Genomic DNA, 20,924 nt, shown 5'->3' with positions numbered 1-20,924 from the left:
TTGCAGCGGAGCAAACGACAAAGGCGTGGTTATGGATCCCGGCGCAAGCCCGGGGGACGACGGGGAGAGCTCGAGATGTCCGCTCCTCAGACGAGGCGAACACTTCCTGAATGCTTTGCCTTCTCCTCGGGCTCGACATGGATCGATATCTTTGCATCGGCAATTTCGTGGTGCAGCGCGGCTTCGATGCGGTCGCAGAGCGCGTGAGACTCCGACACCGTCATCGCTCCGGGCACGACCAGGTGGAAATCGATGAACGTTGCTCGTCCAGCCGCCCGGGTTCGGACGTCATGAGCCTCCAGGGCGCCCGTTGCGTGCTTCGAGATGATGTCCCTGACTTTCGCCAGGGTTTCCGCCGGAATGGCCTCGTCCATCAGTCCGCCGACAGACTCTCGCACCAGATTCCATCCGGACCACAGGATATTTAGAGCCACCAGCGCGGCGACGATCGGATCCAGGCGAAGATAGCCGGTCCAGGCCACCAACCCCACGCCGACAAGCACGCCGGACGACGTCAAGACGTCCGTCCAGAGGTGCCGGGCGTCGGCCATCAACGCCATGGACCGCCACGCGCGCCCATAATGCATCAGAACGAAGCACCATATCGCGTTCAATACGCTGGCGCCGGCGTTGACGAGCAATCCCTGCACCGGCGCATCAAGAGGGCGAGGTGACACGAAGCCGCGATAGGAGGCGACGAGGATGGAAATGGCCGCAACGCCGATCAGGACGCCCTCCAGAACGGCCGAGAGATATTCGGCCTTGTAGTGCCCGTAGGGATGGTTGGCATCTGGGGGAGCCGCGCTGACGCGAACTGCAACGAATGCGACGATGGCGGTCGCTACGTTGATGATGCTTTCGAGCGCATCCGAGTACAGCGCCACGCTGCCGGTCAAGACGTAAGCCAGATACTTTATCCCGAGCACCACCAAGCCAATGATGATGCTGCCGAGCGCAAGCTTGTCGACGCGATCCATGATTGCCCAAAACTCATCTTTATGCGTCGGGCAATAGTGTCTGTCTCGACTGCAGGCAACGATGATGTTTGCTAACGCGAGTTATTCGCAATCAGGAATCGGAAAGCGCTCGGGGATCTTGGAACCTCGACTGGTATCGGGCCCCGATACCGATCGGATCGGCGCGCCGAAAGGCCGCCGGCTTAAGTCCGGCGGCCTCCGCGCTTAACGTTGTTTGCTGGGACTAGAGATCGACGCCAACAGCGATGTTACGGCCCTGTAGTTCGGCTATCTTCATTCCTTCAGCCTGAAGCTGCGCGAACTCCGGGTCCTTTGCCACGGCCTCCTGCACTTTGCCGTAGACTTCCCAACTGGCGTAGCGCGTCGTAACCAGCCACTCTCCTGCCCACAAGCCAGTGTGGAAACGGGACAGCCGAAGAAATTCGGCACCGTGCTTTTCAAAGATCTTCTTCGCCTGCCGGGCAATCTGGATCATTTCCTCGGTCTTGTCGGTTTTAAAACGAGTAAATTGCACGATCGACATGGGGCTACCTCCATCGTGATGAAAAAAATGTCCAAGAGGCATGTATCGAGCTGCGTTTGGGGAGCAAATCTCAATGCAAGCTCGATGAAGGTTTGTCTTCTTCGACTTGATCTTGGTTCAGGGTTCGCAGCGACAACAACACTGTCCCATCTCGGCGCATGGGCTCTGCTGCCGGTTTGATGGACGCACTAAGCTGGTGCCCGGGATTATTACGTTCAGATGACTACCGCTCGCGGTGAACGATCAAGAATAGATCGGATTTGCCCAGCGCTTCCGGCATCGATCCCTCCCTTGGCGCAATCTGCCGGAATTGCATAGCCGCCGGTGCCGCTTCCCGTAAGCTGCAAAGGTGAGAGAAGGCGCACGACGGCCTTCGCGGATGAACGATGGTCCGAGGGTCTGGCGTTGCAAGTCATCGACTAACAAATTCGGAGGAAACCGATCATGAACGTCGTAAGGAGTCTCTCGGCAGGGATGCTCGCGCTGTTCGCTGCCGTGATGGTGACGTGCCCGCAAGCGACCGCGCAGCAACAGCAAAAGCCACCCAACATACTCGTCATCATGGGCGACGACGTCGGCTGGTTCAACGTCGGCGCCTATCACCGTGGAATGATGTCGGGCAAGACGCCAAACCTCGACAAGCTGGCGTCTGAAGGCATGATGTTCACCGATTACTACGCCGAAGCGAGTTGCACGGCGGGCCGCGCCAACTTTATCACCGGCGAATTGCCGATCCGTACCGGATTGACGACCGTCGGTCAGGCTGGCGCCGATGTCGGTATCCCCGATCAAGCCGTGACACTCGCGACCGTACTCAAATCGCTCGGCTACGCGACCGGGCAGTTCGGCAAGAACCACCTCGGCGATCTCAACAAATATCTGCCGACGGTGCACGGCTTCGACGAATTCTTCGGATACCTGTATCACCTCGACGCGATGTCCGACCCGTACTGGTACTCGTTCCCGGCCGACCAGGACTACTACAACAAGTACGGCCCGCGTAGCCTGATCCACAGCTACGCGACCGACAACGATGATCCCACCGAAATGCCGCGCTGGGGCAAGATCGGCAAACAAAGGATCGTCGACGAAGGGCCCCTGCCGCCATTCCCCGATATGTCGAACGTGCCGAATATGCACGATCTGCCGTTCCTGAAGGCAAAGTACGACATGACCACCTTCGACGAGGTGTTGGTCAAAGCCTCCAGTGATTTCATGGACAAGGCCAAGCGGGACGGCAAGCCCTTCTTTGTCTGGCACAACACGACGCGCATGCACGTCTGGACGTTCCTGTCGAAGAAGTACAGCGCGATGCAGAACCACGAGACGAACTTTGGTCTCGAGGAGGCCGGCATGGCTCAGCTCGACGACAGCGTCGGCAGCCTGCTCAAGCATATCGACGACATCGGCGAAACCAACAACACCATCGTCATCTTCACGACGGATAACGGCGCCGAGGTGTTCACCTGGCCGGATGGCGGCATGACCCCGTTCAAGGCCACCAAAGGGACCAGCTACGAAGGCGGCTTCCGCGTACCGGCCATCATCCGCTGGCCGGGCCGCGTCAAGCCGGGTTCAGTAGAAAACGGGATCTTCTCGGGGCTCGATTGGTTCCCGACACTGACCGCTGCAGCGGGAAATCCGAACATTACCGACCAGCTTCTCAGGGGCGTCGCGCTGCAAGGCCGCACCTACAAGAACCACCTCGACGGTTACAACCAGATGGATCTTCTGACGGGCAAGGGCCCCACCGCTCGCCATGAGATCTTCTATTTCGCCGGTCCGCATCTCGGTGCGCTTCGCCACGATAACTTCAAGTTCCAGTTCTTCCAGCAGCCATACGGGTGGCCAGGCGAGAAGGACACCACCGACATGCCCACGATCATCAATATCCGCCAGGACCCGTTTGAGCGGACGCCGATCACGCGGGGTGAAAGCCTGAACAACGCCGGCGGAGGCTACATGAACGATTTCATGGGTCGCGAATTCTGGCGGTTCGTGATCGTTCAACAGGAGGTCGCGAAGTTGGCGCAAACGGCCATCGAGTTTCCTCCGATGCAGGCGCCGGCGAGCTTCAACCTTGAAGCCGTAAAAAGGGAGGTTGAGCAAGCCATCAAGGCACATCAAGGGCAGTAGTCGGCCCCGATGTTTCGACTCTAGAGCGTTTTCTTCACGCGAACCGGTATCCACTTCGCTCGAAAACGCTCTAAGGCGGAACGAGATACGGCAATGGAAGGGAGCCCAGCCATTGCCGTATCCACTTGGTCTTTCTGCACGGCTATCACGTTGCGACGCGACGTGCGGGCCGTTCGCCGCTTGCGCGCGAAGGCGCTGGATCGGGCCGCGGGCCAGCGCTCTCAACTTCGCCGATCATTCTCTCCAACGCCCTGCGGTCGACCTTGCTCAGCGCGTTGCGCGGCAACGCATCGATCACCCGCAGACCTTCCGGAACCTTGTATGGTGCGAGGCGTCCCGCGACGTTCTGAAGAATCTCGGAAACAACGTCTTCCTTCGCACCAGCCGCGAGCTTGATGAAGGCGAACACGCGCTGGCCGAGCACCGGATCGGGCTTGCCGACCGCTCCCGCCTCCACCACTGCCGGATGGCAGGCAACCAAGGCCTCCTCCACCTCGGTGGGCGAGATATTGGTTCCGCCACGAATGATGATGTCCTTCTTGCGCGACACGAACCAGAGCTCATCGCCCTCCCCGCGTCGCATCAGGTCACCGGTGTGATACCAGCCGTTCTTCAGGTTCTGCGCAGTCGCCGTCGGATCATTCCAGTAGCCGACGAAAACATTCTTGCCGCGGATCAGGAGTTCGCCGATCTCACCATGGGCAACATCGGTACCTTCCTCGTCCACCAGCCGAATTTGCGCATCCTCAGTGAGGCGGATCACGGGTCCGGGTTGCAGTCCGAAGCTCAGCTGGCCTGCGACCTCGGTGGCGCCCCAGACGTTATAAAGCGGCGCTTTCAAGACTTCCGTGAACCGCTTCTGCAGATCGACCGGACAAGCGTCAGCTCCGGTCAGACAAACCCGGAGCGATGACACGTCGCGCGGCTTCGCCTGCTGGGCCTCGAGCATTCCGGCATATTGGTTTGGAAAACCGAGAAGCCAGGTCGCCCGAAAGCGTTCGATATTGTCGAGGACCAGGTCAGGGTCGGCGCTCGGGAGCATGATGAACGGCGCGCCACTTCGGACAAAGCTCAGCGAGCAAAAGAGGCCGCTGCCATGTGCCAGTTGCAATGGCGAAACGATGACGTCATCCGCTGAAAAGCCGAAATGCTTGCTGAGGAGATGCGTCCCTGCCGCAAGCGTATCCTGCGTATGCGTTACGAATTTCGGCTGGCCCGTGCTGCCGGAGGTGTTGATCAGCACTGCGGGCTCGTTTGAGGCCGGAATCGGCAGATCCGCATGCCCAGACTGTTTCAGCGCCTCCCACGATTGCACACCGTGCGCATCGGTTTCATCGAGGATGACGCGCTTCTCGCGGGGAAGGATCGCGGCATCGACGGCGGCGACATTGGGGTAGAGCGAGGACTCGCCGATATAGAGCGCAGGCTGCAGCCGCTGCAGCATGGGCGCGAGCTCGGCAAACCTGAACGCGGTGCGAAGTGGCGCTGCGACCGCACCCAGCCTGAAACACGCATAATAGGCTATCAGCATTTCGGGCCGGTTCGTCATATGCAGCACGACACGATCACCGGCCTTGACGCCATGCGCCGCTAGACCTCGCGCGACGCTCTCGGATTCTTGAGCGCACCTCTGATACGTCCACACGTCTTCTTGAAAGACAAAAGCGGTGCTTTCAGGCCGCGATTCTGCGCGCTGCATCAGCACTTCGGTCGGAAGGACTGTCATTGGAATCTCCTCGGGGTGTTAGGAGATTCCAGAACTGATCAGGTCCCGTTACCACTCGATTTCAATCCGGTGGAAGAGGATTGCAGCCGTAAGGAACGCGCGTGGTGTCACTCATATATGACATCAGGAAGTCGGGGCGGCCAACTTCGCGCGCATTGTGCGCATCGCCCCCAGCCCCTGCTGGACCGATTGAGTTAGCCTTGCCGCCGGCAGCGCAAAGCCGAGCTTTGCTTTGGCTCGGCTATGAGCTCCGTGACTCCCTCCGCTCCAACGCAATCGGTCGGCCCGTTCAACTTTCGAGTACTGCCCGTGGCGTGTTGCGGAAGCCGATGGCCAATCGGTTGTAGACATTCATCAAGCCGATCGCGATCGTGAGATCGACCAGCTCCTTTTCCTCGAAGACTGCGCGCGCGGCCTGGAACGCTGCATCCGGTATGCCGGTTTCTGACACGCGGGTCACCGTTTCGGCCCAGGCAAGCGCGGCACGCTCACGCTCGCTGAAGAGATGGCCGGCTTCCGCCCAGGCCTGCACCAGCGCGAGCTTCTCGATCTTCACATCCTTCTTGATGAGGTCGCGGGTGTGCATGTCGAGGCAATAGGCACAGTTGTTGATCTGCGAAACCCGCAAGTAAACAAGATCAACCAGCTCGGCCGGAAGGCCGCTCTGCATGATATAGCCATAGACGCCGCCAAGAGCCTTTACTCCGTTCGGAGCGATCTGGTTGTAATCGAGACGCTTGGTCATTGTTGGTCTCCCGATCTTCAGATTTTATTTGACCGGTGTGGTCAGTGCCTTGTCGTCGGTATCGACCACGAAGACCGCGAGCAGCTTGGCCGGCTCGGTCGTGCTCGCGTTGCGGCTGATGGGATGGCTGGCGCCGGGTGGTTCGGACCAACTCTCGCCCGCCTTGTAGACCCGCGTCGTACCATCGTTCACCTTCGACTCGATGCTTCCGGAAACGACGTAGGCGTAGATGAAGGACGATTTTGCGTGGGTATGCGCAGCCGAGGCCCCACCCGGCGGATAGTCGACGATAAAAGCGATCAGCGACTTGCCGGGAATGTTGGGTATCGCCTGCTCGAAGTTGGTCGTGACCTTGTCGCCGACATCATGGGCGGGAGCGGGCGAAGCAGATGCAATGGCAATAGCAGCGGATGCTGCGCCGATGATTGTTCGTAGCTTCATGGTTCTTCTCCTTTCGCTTGATTTAAATGTCCTCCTCTTGGGTCGGATAAAAGCACCAAGAACGCACAAAAATCGTGTACTACGATGCGCGTGACCAAGCCGTTTCAACTGAAACTCGACCGCTCTGCGAAGACGCCGCTGGCCGAGCAGATCCGAAAGGGTATCGGCGCGGCGATCGAGAGCGGCGTCCTCGCACCCGGCGCGCGCCTGCCGTCCTGGCAGGACCTCGCGGCGCAGCTTGGCGTCGCGCGTGGCACGGTGCGCGCGGCTTACGAAAAGCTGGCCGCAGCGCAGCTCATCGTCGCATCGCGTGCGAACGGAACCCATGTTGCCGAGCGGCCCCGCGCAGTCATCCGCTCCGAACAGCCGCCCGATCCGGGCTCGTTCATGGAGATGTACCTGGAAATGACCCAGGGACCGGCCGTCTTTCAGATGGGGGTTCCTGCAAAGGAGACATTTCCGGCCACGCTGCTGGCACGAATCCGCGCCCATGCCATTCGCACTGAGGCACGCGCAGCGCCCATCTATCCGGACCCTCGCGGTGAACTAGAACTGCGGCGGGAAATCGCCGCCTATCTTGCCATTGCCCGCGGCATCGAATGTTCGCCCTCGCAGGTCATCATAACCGGGGGATATAGCAGCGGCCTGGGACTGGCGCTCCGCGTGCTTGGCCTCGAGGGGCAGAAAGCCTGGACAGAGGACCCCTGCTTCCCGTTCACCCGTCGGGGCCTGGAGCTCGCAAGATTATCGCTGACACCTATACCAGTCGACGCCGGCGGCATCGACGTCGACCATGGACTGCGCCATGCCCCGGATGCGAAGCTGGTTGTCGTGACCCCGGGGCAGCAGGCGCCGCTCGGGGTCACTCTGTCGCTGGAACGTCGATTGCGTCTGCTCGATTGGGCCGCGCAAGCAAGCGTGTGGGTGATCGAGGACGACTATCTGAGCGAACTTCAACTCAAGGGACGAGCCGCGCCGGCGCTCGCCTCGCTTGATCGCGCTGGGCGCGTCATCCATATCGGCTCCTTCAGCAAGACCATCAGTCCGACGTTGCGGCTCGGCTTCCTCGTCGCACCCGGTTCACTGCTGTCCCGCTTCGCGGAGGTCGCGGCGTGCCTTGCGCCGCCGCCAGGGCCGTCCGTGCAGCTCGCGACCGCCGAGTTCATGCGCGAAGGCCACTACCTGCGCCATCTTCGGCGTACCAAGCGGGCCTACTCCGCTCAGCGCGATGCCTTGCTGGAGTGCCTGCGGCTGCACGTCGAAGCTGCCAGCGCCACAACGGCGGGATTGGCGGTGCTGCTGCGATTGCCCGACGGCGCGCCAGACACATCCATCGCCAGGGAAACCCTGGCGTTTGGAATGGCGCCAGCCCCATTGTCGATGTGGTATGCCCGGCCGGCTTCCGCGCTATCGGGGCTTCTTCTGGGCATCGCGACGGTGCCGAACAAGCATCTGGCGAGGTCCTGCGAGCGTCTTTGCGGGATCGTTGAGCGGTTCGCGTGAGGTCCTTGTGCTTACCGGGCTCCCTCAGCCATTGGTGCGGGCAACGCCGTCAGCGATCCAGCGTCCTCGATCCCTGCCCGCGGTTCTTCACGATCAGCATGATGTTTCTGACATAGATGATCGTGGCCAGTCCCTGGCCAAGAATGATGACCGGTTCGCGCTTGGCGATGCCATAGATCAGCGTCATCAATCCGCCGCCCATCGAGAAGAACCAGAATGCCATGGGCACCACGCTCTGTCCGGCGCGCTCGCTGGAAATCCACTGCACCAGGAAGCGCGCGGTAAACAGCAATTGCGCGACCAGGCCGAATGCGAGCCAGAAATCGAACTTGGCGACGAACACGTCGTAGAGGTAGTTGCCGAGGGCCTCACCGTATTGAATCAGCATCAATGCTCCTCGGTCACTACGGTCGCCTCAGCGACTTCGGTCACTTCAGTGGTCGCGGGCGTCGGCCTCTTGCGGCGGATCAGCCACCAGACACCAGCGAGATCCATGATCCCGATCCAGAGCCGGTCGAAGAAGCCGTAGTTCGAGACGCCGGAATGGCGCGGACGGTCGATCACGTCGACATAGGCGATCTCAAAACCTTCGCGACGGACCAGCGCCGGCAGGAAGCGATGCAGCCCGTCGAAATAGGGCATCATCAGGAAGACCTCGCGCGGGAATGCCTTCAATCCACAGCCGGTGTCGCGGGTGCCGTCGCGCAGGATCGAGCCGCGCACGGCATTGGCGATGCGCGATTGCAGTTTCTTGAAGCCGGTATCCTTGCGCCCTACCCTTTGGCCGGCGGCAAGCCCGATGCGGCCAGCGCCGCTCTCGACCGCGGTAATCAGATCCGGCAGGAAGGAAGGATCGTTCTGGCCGTCGCCATCCAGCGTCACGACGATCGTTCCCCGCGCGGCGCGCACGCCGCTGCGCACCGCCGCCGATTGCCCAGACGAGACCGTATGCCGGAGCTGGCGCAGGTTGGAGCGCTCCTTCATGGCCGCGCCGATTCGCGATGCGGTTGCGTCGGTCGAGCCGTCATCGACATAGATGATCTCGTAGACCCAGCGCCGGCCGAGCGCGGCGACGATCTCCGCAATCAGCGGCGCGATGTTCTCGGCTTCGTTGCGCACGGGCACAACGATGGAGACGGCCACCGCGGTCTGGTCGGAAGAAGGCAATTCGGCACTCTTGTTGGTTGGATTTTTGGCTCTCTGGACGGCCTTGCGGCCGGAACCGCCAGACATGGCGGGACGGCGCCCGCTTTTATGGGGCTGAAGCGCCCCCGGCAACCCTTTTGAGGTGCTCCAGCGAGGGGCCGGCAAGCGGGTAGATCGTGCCGTCGCGCTGGATCGCAAAGCCGAGCCGGCGCGCCGCAAGCCAGTAGCGCACCGCCATGGCGCCGATCACGCCGACCAGTGCGCCGCCGACCACGTCGCTCGGGTGATGCGCCAGCAGCACCAAGCGGGTGGCGCAGATCACCAGCGCATAGATCAGCATCACGAACCGTGCGCGCGGCCACAGCGCCGAGACCGCAAGGGCCAGCGCAAAGGCGGTGGTCGCATGCCCGGAGGGAAAGCTGGCATAGGCCTCGCTGCCGGCGAAGTGCGAGAAGTTGAAAGCGTTGGGCTCGCCGCCGACAAACGGCCGGCCGCGCCCGACAATCCATTTCAGGAGGTCGCCGACCAGGACCGGGAACAACACCGCGAAGAACAGGAACTGCAGCCGCGTTCCCATTCCGAGCAACAGGGATCGTCGAATGCCGTGTAACGCCGGCGCAATGATCGCAACCAGGATCAACAGTCCGGCCAGGGTCCACAGCACATAGGCATCCTTGCCGAAATCGGTGAGGATGCGGACCCACCACAGGCTTGTGGTGCCGCGCGGCGGCATCAGTTTGATCTCGGGCACATCGAACACAAGCATCAGCCCGATGATGGCGGCGCCGATGATCGCGATCAGCAAGAGCCCGTGTCGCGCTGCGCGTCGGCCAGCCTCCGCCCGCCGCGAATGCGACGGCGCACGCACGAGCTGGGCAAGCGACCGCCCGGTCAGCGTGGCCAAGCGCACCGGATAGGTCGCGGATTCGTGGCGGATGACCGGCGCAGACATTCTTACCGCCTTACTGCGGATCCTCGGAGCGATAGATCGCGATCGAAATCGGCCTGCCCTGCGAGATGTTGTAGCCGTCGATTCGCGCCGCTGCGTTGTAGCGCAAACCGATCGCGTCCGCCCGCTGCACGAAATTGCGCTCTGAACGCGCCTCCACCAGCGCAAACCGGCATGGGCCCTGCCCGAGGAAATCTGCGGCGCCGGAACCGTCCGTCAGGACGATCGAGGTGTGGGTCAGAAAGACCAGACTAGGCTCGTGGTAGCCGGCGGAGGCCAGCTTCGGACCCGGGCAATTGGCGTAGCGCAGGAGGTACCCGACCTCGGCGCTTGGAAACAGCGGCCTCAGTGACGGCACCACCAAGCCGTAGACGGCGATCGCAAGCAGCATCGCCGCGATCACCGCATTCAGGAGCGAGCGCTCGGCACGGCTGTCCTCGAACATCCACCAGGCAACGAGGCCGAAGATCATCGCACCCGCCAGGATCGGCCAGGCCGGAAATGCCGGCTGATGCGTCAGCTTGATGGCGCCGGCCACCGCAATGACGGCGGTGATCGCGGGGATCGCGAACCACCAGGCCGAGCCACGGATCAGCCAGATCGACCGCGACAGCACGCGCCGTTCCAGCGCGCCGACGGTCAGGATCGCGATGGCGGGATAGAGCGGCAGCACGTAATGCGGCAGCTTGGTCAGCACCACCTCGAACACGATCCAGGACGGGATCAGCCAGGCCAGCAGAAACTGCGCGCCGGGCTCGCGTCGTGCACGCCACACCGCCGGTGCCGCCATGCCCGCCAGCGGCGCACCCGGCCAGAACGTGATCCAGAACAGGACAAGATACAGCCCGGGCGGCGCGCCGTGGGATTCCTGCGCGCCGAGCTTGCTCAGCATGTCGCCGCCGACGGAGTCGGCGAAAAAGGTCTCGCCCGCGCGCAGGAAGATCAGGACGAACCACGGCAGCACCAGCACCAGGCACCACATCAGGCCCCAGACCGGGCGCATCCGCGCAAACCACTCCAGCGAGCGGTCGAGGGCCGCCAGGACTGCGATGGCGAGCCCGACGAACATCAGGATCAGTGGCCCCTTCAGCAGGATGCCGCCGGCCAGCGCAGTCCAGAAGATCACAGGCGCAGACCACGGCGGATGCGCGGGATCCTCGCCGCGCTGCCAGGATAGATACACCCGCGCCAAGGCTCCCATCGCGGCAGTGACAGTGAGCAGCAGCATCGCGTCGGTCTTCGCCAGACGCGCCTCGACGCCGAGCAGGACACAGCTCGCCATCATCAGCGCCGCCAGCGCCGCGCCGCGCCGCGTGACGAAGGCCAGCGCGGTCCAGTAGGTCAAAAGCACGGCGCCGATCGCACCGATCAGTGACGGCACCCGGTAGAGCCAGATCCGCGCCTGCGCGCGCGGCATGCCGAGGGCGGACGCCGTTTCAACGACTGCGGCCTGCAACCAGTAGATGCCGACCGGCTTCTTGTAGCGGACGTCGTCCTGGAACCGGATGTCGACGAAATCGCCGCTCTCGACCATCTGCCTGGTCGCCTGCGCGAAGCGTGCCTCGTCGCGGTCGATCGGCGGCGTCGCGAAGAACCCGGGCAGGAACAGGATCAGGCAACACAGGATCAGGAACAGCACTGCGCGCCCATGAGTGGCGGTCGCGAACTCGAACGCGAGCACCAGCCTGCGGCTGGAATGCGCAGGTTTTACAGGCTGTTGCCCTGCTCCGAAACGCCTGACATTGACGGTTTCAACCATGGGCTTCGCATACGATGAAACCGTAGGCCAAACAACCGCACAGGTTCCGTTTTGTTCTGAGTGTGGCCCCGGCGCCGTAGCCCGGGTGGAGCGCCAGCGCAACCCGGGGCCACTCGCGACGCGGCGGCAGGTTTCCCGGGTTACGCGTTCCGCTCCACCCGGGCTACAAGGTCACTGCACCCGGATGACCACCGTATCAGCGGCTCCGGTGGCGTCGATTACGGTCAATCGGGCAAAGCCGGGTCCCGGCGGATCGATCAGGCGCTGGCGGCGGCTATCGAGATCGCCGACCGCGACACCATTGACCAGCATGGTTAGCGGCAGGACACCGCCGGCGACTTTGACCGGCATCGGCGTGACCTCGCTGCCTGCAGCGCGATCGACATCGATGCGCGAGCCGTTGATCGGGAACTGGATGTGCGGCGCCTGATCACCGCCCGTGCGCACCAGTTCCCCCATCGGACGGAAACGGCGGAGCGGCAGCGGCAGTTTCGCATTGCTTGCGACCAGGGTTCCCTTGGGCGCCTTCGGCAGCGCCGCCGGAATCCTGCCGGTCCGCGCGAAGGCATCGAACAGGATCGGTGCTGCCGCGCCGCGCCCGATCAGCCCCGGTACCGGCGCGCCATCGGGACGCCCGACCCAGACCGCGATAGTGATGCGGCCATCGAAGCCGACCGACCAGGCGTCGCGGTAGCCATAGCTGGTGCCCGTCTTGAACGCGATCCGGTTGTGCACACCGTTTTCCGGCGGCGGCGTGCCGATCAGGACATTGCCGACCTGCCAGGCGGCAACCTGGTCCATCAGCCGCATCGGCTCGCGCGCGTCTTGTTCGAGCATGATCTCGCGCGGCGGCTTTGTGGTGCCGAGCCGGGGGAATCCCGCATAGAGCTGCGCCAGATCCTGCAAGGTGATGCCGACGCCCCCTAACCCCATCGCCAGTCCCGGCGCCTCGTCCTTCGGCAGCACGAGGCTGGTGCCCGCCTGCTTCAGGCGCGACGACAGCCGGCTCGCGCCGACGCGGTCGAGCAACGCGATCGCGGGCACGTTGAGCGACAATTGCAGCGCCTTGCGCACCGGCACCGTGCCCTGGAAAGTCATGTCGAAATTTTCCGGAGCGTAGGAGCCAAAGCGGATCGGGCGATCGTCGATCAGGCTTTCCGGATGCACAAAGCCGTCCTCGAAGGCGAGGCCGTAGATGAACGGCTTCAGCGTCGAGCCGGGCGAGCGCACCGCACGGGTCATGTCGACCTGCCCTGCCCGGCGCTCGTCGAAATAGTCGGGCGAACCGACGCGCGCGAGGATGTCGCCGCTTTCGTTGTCGACCGCGATGATCGCGACCGAGATGTTTGGACCTTGTGCGATGGCACGATCGCGGGCGAGCGATTCCAGATTCTTCTGCAGCGTGGAATCGAGCGTCAGTCTGATGAGGCGCGCATCCTTCATCGTCGCAAGCGCCTGGTCGGCCGAATGCGGCGCCAGGATCGGCATCGGCTTGCGATATTTCGGCACGGCTTCCGATTTGGCTTGCGCGGCGTCCTCCGCCGACAGCACGCCCTCCTCGACCATGCGATCGAGCACGCGGTCGCGCCCCTCGCGCGCGGCTTCCGGATAGCGATCGAGCCGCCGCCGCTCCGGCGATTGCGGCAGCGCCACCAGCAGCGCCGCCTCGGCTAATGTCAGCCGTTTCGGCTCCTTGCCGAAATAAGCGATCGATGCCGCGCGCACGCCTTCGAGATTGCCGCCGAACGGCGCCAGCGCGAGATAGAGGTCAAGGATCTCATCCTTGTCGAGCTGCTGTTCGATCTCCACTGCGCGCACGATCTGGCGCAGCTTGGCGTAGAGCGAGCGCTCGCGCCGCGGCTCCATCAGCCGCGCGAGTTGCATCGTGATGGTCGAGCCGCCGGAGACGATATGGCCGGAGGTGACGAGCTGGAATGCGGCGCGCGACAGCGCCAGCGGATCGACGCCACCGTGGGAATAGAAGCGGCGATCCTCGTAGCCGAGCAACAGCTTCAGATAGGTCGGATCGACTGATGTCTTCGCGTCGACCGGCAGCCGCCAGCGGCCATCCGCCATCGCGTAGGCACGCAGCAGTTTTCCATTGCGGTCGACGATGGTGGTGGAGACTTTTCGCGCTTCTACAAGCGGCAATGGGCCGAGGGAGATCGCCCAGGCGATGAAGGCGCCCGTCACGACCAGACCGGCGACGGCCGCAATTGCGACCGCCTTCCCGATCCATCGCCAGCGAGGCCTCATGGCCGATATGGTCGCCATCCCACTCATTTCGCCGCCCGGACCTCCACCGCGCCGGTGCCGGTGCGGCCGTAGCGCGAGGGGTTGTACATGTCCTCGACATAGGCCTGCGGCAGCACGTATTTGCCCGGCGAGACCGCGCGCACGACATAGGCCACCGTGAACACCGACTTGGCGTCGCTGGCACGGTCGATCGCCGCGGTGAAGCGGTCGTCGCGGAACTCGGTATGTTCGGGCTCCTCGCCATCCTCGATCCAGTCGAGCGTGCCGGAGTCACCGGAGGACACGAGGTGCGGGTTGTCGATCTCGAGCCCGGCCGGCAGATAGTCCGACACGATGATGTGCCCGTATTCCGGCTTGGCTTCGGTGATCTTCAGCACCACGGCGAAACGATCGTTCTGCCTGGCCCTGCCGATGTCGGCCTGCTTGCCGTCGAGCGTGAAATAATTGCGCTCGATCTTGAAGCCGTTGGAAGCAGCCGGCTCCGGCGTCACCGGCGAGCCCGACACGGAGACCACGACCTGCACCGGCGCTTCACCGATGTTGGTGATCTTGACCGGCTTGCCGGCCACTGTCTCGGCCTTGTAGCTGCGGAACACCGCGGTCTTGATCGGCTGGTCGTCGATGTCGAGGCTCAGCGTTTCCTTGGCGAGTGCGCGGGCGGCCAGTACGAGCCAGGCGTTCTCCTGGGTCGAGGTATAGGGCGTCAGCCCTCGCGCCGCCTCGACGCGCTCGACGGCGCCGATCATGGTCGCGCGCGGCGCATTGCCTTCGCCGGCGAGCGAGACCAGCGCAGCCGCATCACGCAGCGCCGAGCCGTAATCGGTCCGGCCGAACTCGAGCACCGGCTTTGGATTGAGCGAGTCAAGCGCGGCACCATAGACCCGCTCCGCCCTCGCTTTGTCGCCAACCAGCGCCAGCGCAGCCGCGAGCTGCGATTTCGCAATCGGAGTCGCAAGGTTGTTCAGCTTGGTGTCCGCGAGGTAGCGCAGGTCTCCGATCGGCGCCGCGCCATTGCGGGCGAGCACGTAGAGGCCGTAAGCGAGATCGCGGCCGCCGTCCTTCTCCGGCTCGTTGGCATTGACGACGGCGTTGCGGATGCGGTCGAGCGCGCTCTTGAACAGCACATCCGGCACCACAAAGCCCTTCTCGCGTGCGCGAGTGAGGAAATCGGTGACGTAGGCATCGAGCCAGGCGTCGTCACCGCCGGCCGACCACAGGCCGAACGAGCCGTTCGAACCTTGGCGGGCGAGCAGCCGTTCGATCGCATCCTTGATGCGCTGGTCGACCGCGCTGTCCATGGCCAGATGCGCACCCGCGGCGAGATCATTGACATAGAGCAGCGGCATCGCGCGGCTCGTGATCTGCTCAGAGCAGCCGTACGGATAGCGGTCGAGTGCCTTGAGGATGGTGGCGGCGTCGAGCGCGGTCGACAGGCTCGCCGACACCGACACGCCGCCGGTGCCCTGCACGAGATCGGTGAACATATCCGACGTCAGCGTCAGGCTGTCGCCCTTGGCGAGCGTACGGACCGAGCGGCGCGCCAGCACCTGCGTCGCCGGCTTGACGTCGAGCGCGTAGTGGCGCGCCAGCGTCAGGCCGTTCGGGCCATTGATGTCGACATCGAGATTGGCCGCGCCGGCGCCGCCGGCGTCCAGCGCCAGCGATAGCGAAGTGCGCTGCCTGGCGGCGAGCCTCACCGTTGTGGCAGGATTGCCCGAGAGCTTCACCGGACCGGACGCCTTCACGTTGATGATGTAGTCTCCGGCAGCGCCCTCGACATTATCGATGTCCATGCTCATGGTGCCGCGGTCGCCATTGAGCAGGAAGCGCGGCAACGTCGCGGTCAGCACCACCGGATCGCGCACAGTGACGTCGGTGGTGGCGCGGCCAAGCTTGGTGGCGCTCCAGGCCACCGCCATCACCCGCGCGGTGCCGGCAAATTCCGGAATGTCGAAGCTGATCTCGGCGGTGCCATCGGCGCCGACGGTGACGATGCCGGAATAGAGCGCGAGCGGCTTCTGCGTGGGCGGCGAGCCCTGCAATTCGGCGCCGCCGGAATCGCCGCCGGTCCTGATCTGGCCGCGCGTGCCCTGCATGCCGTCGATCAGCTGGCCGTAGAGGTCGCGGATCTCGGCCGTCAGCCGGCGCTGGCCGAGATAGTAATCGTCAGGCGCCGGCGGCTTGTAATTGGTGAGGTTGAGGATGCCGACATCGACGGCGGCCACCACGACCTTGGCGTCCTCGCCGGGATTGAGCCCGTCGAGCTTGACCGGGATCTTCAGCGCCGAGCCCGGCCGCACCAGTGGCGGCGGCGAGAGCGTTACCGCGAGCGTGCGGGCCTTCTTGTCGATGCCAAACCATTTCAGGCCGATCGCGCGGCCCGGCATGCGCTGCGCGGCGGTATCGAGCGGACGGCGCAAGGTCGTCATCACGTAGGCGCCGGTGCCCCAATCCTTACCGACCGTGAGCCTGACCTGCTGGGTGCCTTCCTTGACGTCGATGCTTTGCGTGGTCAGGAGACGATCGCCGAGCACGTTGACGGTCAGCCGGCCGGCCGAGCGGGCGTTGACCGAGACCACCATGGTGTCGCCGGACTGGTATTCCGGCTTGTCGATCGAGGTCTCCAACAGGTCCGGCGTGTCGGCGCTGCCGTCAGAATACCAGCCGACGTCGAACTGCACCGAGGTCAGCGGCCCGTCGGCATCGTTCGACTTGACGTCGAGGCGGTAGCGGCCCGGCTGCGGCGCAAACGACAGTCGTGACGGCTTGTCGGCGACGAGACTGACGTCGCCATCGGCGACGCGGCTGGTCGACTTCAGCGGTTCATAGTCCCAGGACGAACCCTGGCGGTACCATTGATAGCGCGACTCGATCTTCAGCAGTTCGTAGCGCAGACCGTCGCGTGCAAGCTGCCTGCCGTCGGGGTCGACGAACACGACGTCGAACTCGGCCTTGTCGCCTTCAGCCACGCTCTTGTCGCCGAACAGCGGCTTGACGCCGATCAGCGAACTCGCCGGCGCCACGGGGAGCACGATCTTCCGCTCGACCGAGCGGCCGCCGGTCTCGGCCATGCGGATGAAGATCTGCGCTTCCTGCGGCCGGGTCGAGGTCGGGGCCTTTTCCAGCCTCACCGGGAAGACGGCCGTGCCCTTCGCGTCCGACTCCGGCAGATTCTCGATCGGGGTGCGCTCGTTGCTGGCGCTCTCCTCATCGGCGACGCCGAACTGGTAGCCGGGATAGCCCGGACGTCCCGAGGCGGCCGACGTTACCAGCATGTCGCCCTCGAGCTGCAACCCGGACGCCGGTGCGCCATAAAGGAAATGACCGTCGACCTTAAGCTCCACCGGAACTTCAGCTTTGATGACCTTGTCCTTGGCCGTCAGGTCGAATTCGATCCGCTCGGGGATGTAGTCCTCGACCATGAAGGTGGTCTCGCCGACCGAAGAACCCTTCGGATCGATGAAGGCGCGCACCCGCCAGGTGCCGGTCGGCACCGCCGAATTCAGTGCGACGGCCGTGGTCCGGCCGCCGGCACCCTGGTCGGGCAGCACGGCGCGGCGGAATTCAACGCCGTCGGGGCGTTCGATGACGAGCGTCAGCGGTCCGCCGGTCATGGCGTTGCCCTGCCCGTCCCGCAAAAGCGCGGTGAGATAGACGGTCTCATTGGAGCGGTAGACGCCGCGCTCGGCATAGACGAAGGCATCGGCGCCTGCGGGCACCGCGCGACCCGCGACACCGCGGTCGGTCAGGTCGAAGGCGTTGCTCTTCAGGCTCAGGAACGCATAGTCCGACTTCTCGCTCATGACGGTGAGCAGCGCCGGCGACAGCCCGCCTTCGCCCCGCGCCAGCCCGGCCTCGAACAGCACATGGCCGGTGTCGTCGGTCTTGCGCGTGGCCAGGATCTCGTTGTTGCGGGCGACCAGCTTTACTTCGGCTTTGGCGACCGGCTCGGTGGACGCCAACGAATTGACGAAGACATGGATGCCGTCATTGCCGGAGAATGCCGTCAGCCCCATGTCGGAGACGATGAACCATTGCGTCGCCAGCGTGCCATCATCGTCGCTGCTCGTTCCCTTGGCGGCGGCGGTCATGACGTAGACGCCGGGCTGCAGATCGCCGAGCGCCTGGTCGACCGGGAAAGCGGTGACAACGTCCTGGTTCAGGGTGGCGGCTGTCGCGAGCTCGCCGGACCAGACTTTCATCCCGCGCTGGTCGCCGAGGTCGGAGAGCTGATAGCTGCTCAGCGTGCGCTGGAAGTCGCTGTCGATCACCGTGTTGATCAGGTTGCGGTCGCCGATGCGGAACACGCTGATGGTCACGGCCGGCGTATTGACGCTGACGACCGGGATGCCGCGCTGGCCAGTGCGCGGCAGCACATAGGCGCGGCCGGTGAAGCGTACGAAGGGCTTGCGGTCGCGGACATAGATGTTGAACTCGGCCGACTTCGGCAGCACCTCTTTCACGGTCGACGGCAGGCCGGCGCGCAGGTTGATGTTGTAGCGCTCGCCGTGCTTCAGCCCGTCGACGCAAAGCTGCTTGCCCTCGGTGGTGAGCGCCGGCTTGTCGTTGCCCGCAAGCGCCACGAACGGCGCGAAATCGACGCGCTTGGCCAATTCCTCGGAGAACTGGAAGCAGGCCCGTGGCGTAGCGCCATCGGAATCCACGCTGTAGTCGAGCAGCCGGAAGCCGTGCTCGTCGCGCATCTTCTCATACTGGCCGCGGACCTCGGCGACCTCGCGCATGTCGAGCGACATGCGCAGCGCATCGAGCGCCGGCCGCCACAATTTGCGATCCGACAGCGCCCGGCCGAGCACGGCCAGCGCATCGGCCTCCTCCGCCTGGTTGCCGGCACGCTGGTAGGCGATATAGGCGGCGGTCGAGGCACGCTCGAGCAGGAAGGTCTGCTCCGTCGTGGTCGACGTGCGGATCTGGAAGATGGTGCGGGCAAGCCGCAGCCAGTTGCCGCTGTCCTCCGGCGTAGTGGCGGCGATCTGCCCCAGGATCTGCAACCCCGTGCGGAAATCGGCGCGGCGGAAGGCAGCGTCCGCATCGGTCTTCAGCGTCGCCGTGCTCTTGGCGACCGGCCCCGCCTCGCTCTTGATCTGCGCCTCCAGCTTGATCGCGGAATCGGCGAGGTCGTCGCGCTTGAACGCCTTGTCAGCCGCCTGCGCGCTCGCGAGGCCAAGCGCCAGCGCTGCGCAAAAAGCTGCGGCACGAACCAAACCAATCATGACGGATCTCCCGGGCGCGGACAAAGGCCGCGTGACGAATAAAAGTGCGCGAAAAGGTGACGGACTGATGGCGCGGAAACAACGTAGCGAAGAGGTCGCAAACAGGCATTGCCAAACCAGTCGTTATGCCTGCCCGGCGAAGCGCCGGTGCGGCAGGCGGTGACCGTGGACCGCAACCCGCGCTCCACCCGCACGCCTTTGTCGCCCGATGTCAGAAAATGGTTCGGACCGGGGCGCGGAAAACTGGATCTTTCACATCGACGGCCGCCCTAGTGTCGAACGAAGCGGAACTGCTGGGTACCGTGCTCGCGCGGATCCGGGCTGCGCTCGGCAACGCGATAGCCCTGGTGCGCAGCCAGGAATGCTTGCGCCGGAATCCAGCTCCGCGCGTACCTGACGAGCTTGTCCTTCGACGTCGGCAGCGCTCCCGGTCCGTTGTCGCTGAGGAAGGATGTCTGCACCTCTGCTCTGGCATCGGCGTCGCTGATCGGCACCCGATACCATGTCATCGCGGCCGGCCGCGTGGCGCACAAAGTCCCGATGGTCTCAATTGCTTCCGGAACGTATTGGATGGCGCCGTTCGAGTGCATCAGCTCGATCTCTCCGAGCCAGTCAGCGGCTTCGCGGATATCGCAAAAGAACATCAGCCGATTGGTCGCCAACTGACGAGCCCGGCGCACCATGGCCGGCGTTTCCACCACCGCCCAGCGGATGTCCGGTGCCTGCTTGCGAGCGAGCTTGTAATGCAGGCCAGCGCCGCCTCCGAAATCAAGCACTGAGTTGATCCCGGCCACGAGCGGCCAATCCCCGGTGGGATCGTAGGCGATGGTCTTATGGAAGATCGTCTCGACCAGCTCTTCGCTCTCATAGCCCTCGATGATTTCGCGGGGCGGAAACAGCTTGCGTTTCAGTTTCTGGATCAAGGTCATCGACGCTCCCCAAGCTTTTTCTCGGCTGCGCCTACCTCCTTACCGCCAGAAACATTTGGAAACAAATTCGGCCGGGTGCGAATTACGGTCGCGCTCCTCACCTGCGCCATCCGAGCATAGCCAGTCGGGCCTCGGGCACTCAGGCTTCACAGTGACGCCTGGAGCTGGGGCAGCAGACCGGCCTTGATGTCCGGGCGCCATTTCCAGCAAATGGGTCGACGCAGCGATTCGGCCCTGTCAGTTCGCCCTGGGTGGGTCGCATCCCGCGGCCCGGATGGTCCGCGCCCGCCGGAGCCCCGGTAGGTATCCCAGCCTTATGTTTTTACTGTTATTTTGCAATCTGCCATGCTGGCGACAGGCCGATGATTATATTATTGAGAGGCCAGATGGCCGATGCCTCGCCAAGACGGTCCCATAGCTCAACTGGATAGAGTAGCGGATTTCTACTCCGCGGGTTGCAGGTTCGAATCCTGCTGGGATCGCCATCTCGGATCGAGCAAGAGTCCCTTGTAAATGCAAGGAATTTTGACCACGCTCCGTGCGGCAGCATTCACCAACCGCTTGGAAAAGATGCGGACGAAAGCCGCCATTTGACGCCGCTTG

14 protein-coding genes and 1 tRNA gene are annotated in these 20,924 nt (G+C 63.8%); 3 read left to right on the top strand and 12 right to left on the bottom strand.

The window, feature by feature from the left end:
* Positions 1-86: 86 nt before the first annotated feature.
* Together K288_RS0103415 and K288_RS0103410 are read right to left on the bottom strand one after the other, a co-directional pair.
* Positions 87-977: a cation diffusion facilitator family transporter gene (locus tag K288_RS0103415; RefSeq protein ID WP_027578309.1), complete on the bottom strand. Its 891-nt coding sequence runs from the start codon at positions 975-977 to the stop codon at positions 87-89.
* A gap of 223 nt (positions 978-1,200) precedes the next feature.
* The gene (locus K288_RS0103410; RefSeq protein WP_027578308.1) at positions 1,201-1,500 is read right to left on the bottom strand and encodes a hypothetical protein; all 300 of its coding nucleotides are present in this window, start codon (positions 1,498-1,500) and stop codon (positions 1,201-1,203) included.
* Between the two features lie 444 nt (positions 1,501-1,944).
* Between K288_RS0103410 and K288_RS0103400 the strand changes: the two genes are divergently transcribed.
* The gene (locus K288_RS0103400; protein ID WP_027578307.1) at positions 1,945-3,636 is read left to right on the top strand and encodes an arylsulfatase; all 1,692 of its coding nucleotides are present in this window, start codon (positions 1,945-1,947) and stop codon (positions 3,634-3,636) included.
* Between the two features lie 145 nt (positions 3,637-3,781).
* Here the strand turns inward: K288_RS0103400 and K288_RS0103395 are convergent, their stop codons facing one another.
* From K288_RS0103395 to K288_RS0103385, 3 genes are all read right to left on the bottom strand, one after another.
* Positions 3,782-5,362 carry a class I adenylate-forming enzyme family protein gene (locus K288_RS0103395; protein ID WP_027578306.1) on the bottom strand — a complete coding sequence of 527 codons (1,581 nt, stop codon included), beginning with the start codon at positions 5,360-5,362 and terminating at the stop codon, positions 3,782-3,784.
* Between the two features lie 289 nt (positions 5,363-5,651).
* Entirely contained in the window at positions 5,652-6,107 is a 456-nt protein-coding gene (locus K288_RS0103390; RefSeq protein ID WP_027578305.1) for a carboxymuconolactone decarboxylase family protein, read from the bottom strand.
* A 24-nt stretch (positions 6,108-6,131) separates the two neighbouring features.
* Positions 6,132-6,548: a cupin domain-containing protein gene (locus tag K288_RS0103385; protein ID WP_027578304.1), complete on the bottom strand. Its 417-nt coding sequence runs from the start codon at positions 6,546-6,548 to the stop codon at positions 6,132-6,134.
* 90 nt (positions 6,549-6,638) lie between these two features.
* On the opposite strand from K288_RS0103385, the gene K288_RS0103380 reads away from it, so the two are divergent.
* The gene (locus K288_RS0103380; protein ID WP_027578303.1) at positions 6,639-8,051 is read left to right on the top strand and encodes a PLP-dependent aminotransferase family protein; all 1,413 of its coding nucleotides are present in this window, start codon (positions 6,639-6,641) and stop codon (positions 8,049-8,051) included.
* Positions 8,052-8,100: 49 nt separating this feature from the next.
* On the opposite strand, the gene K288_RS0103375 is transcribed toward K288_RS0103380, so the two are convergent.
* The 7 genes from K288_RS0103375 to K288_RS0103345 form a co-directional block, all read right to left on the bottom strand.
* Complete coding sequence (locus tag K288_RS0103375; protein ID WP_027578302.1) at positions 8,101-8,439, bottom strand: lipid-A-disaccharide synthase N-terminal domain-containing protein; 339 nt, start codon at positions 8,437-8,439, stop codon at positions 8,101-8,103.
* Positions 8,439-9,284 carry a glycosyltransferase family 2 protein gene (locus K288_RS44510; RefSeq protein WP_084799455.1) on the bottom strand — a complete coding sequence of 282 codons (846 nt, stop codon included), beginning with the start codon at positions 9,282-9,284 and terminating at the stop codon, positions 8,439-8,441. Before K288_RS44510 ends, K288_RS0103375 begins: the two co-directional genes overlap by 1 nt.
* 19 nt (positions 9,285-9,303) lie before the next feature.
* On the bottom strand, positions 9,304-10,149 hold the full coding sequence (locus K288_RS0103365) for a phosphatase PAP2 family protein (RefSeq protein WP_027578301.1): 846 nt from the start codon (positions 10,147-10,149) through the stop codon (positions 9,304-9,306).
* Positions 10,150-10,159: 10 nt separating this feature from the next.
* Positions 10,160-11,905, bottom strand: a complete 1,746-nt coding sequence (locus K288_RS0103360) for a glycosyltransferase family 39 protein (protein WP_027578300.1) — start codon at positions 11,903-11,905, stop codon at positions 10,160-10,162.
* A gap of 171 nt (positions 11,906-12,076) precedes the next feature.
* A complete protein-coding gene (gene pbpC, locus K288_RS0103355; RefSeq protein WP_244443053.1) occupies positions 12,077-14,161 on the bottom strand; it encodes a penicillin-binding protein 1C in 2,085 nt (694 codons plus the stop codon).
* Between the two features lie 23 nt (positions 14,162-14,184).
* A complete protein-coding gene (locus K288_RS0103350) occupies positions 14,185-19,392 on the bottom strand; it encodes an alpha-2-macroglobulin (RefSeq protein WP_027578298.1) in 5,208 nt (1,735 codons plus the stop codon).
* Positions 19,393-19,661: 269 nt separating this feature from the next.
* A complete protein-coding gene (locus tag K288_RS0103345) occupies positions 19,662-20,321 on the bottom strand; it encodes a hypothetical protein (protein ID WP_027578297.1) in 660 nt (219 codons plus the stop codon).
* A gap of 408 nt (positions 20,322-20,729) precedes the next feature.
* Here K288_RS0103345 and K288_RS0103340 point away from each other — a divergent pair.
* Positions 20,730-20,806 (top strand) — tRNA-Arg (locus tag K288_RS0103340).
* Positions 20,807-20,924 lie beyond the last annotated feature (118 nt).

The organism is Bradyrhizobium sp. Ai1a-2, from assembly GCF_000426245.1.
In the GTDB taxonomy this organism is placed as follows: Bacteria; Pseudomonadota; Alphaproteobacteria; order Rhizobiales; family Xanthobacteraceae; genus Bradyrhizobium.
The sequence above is the reverse complement of the archived record's forward strand: the minus strand, read 5'-3'. Positions and strand labels throughout refer to the sequence as shown.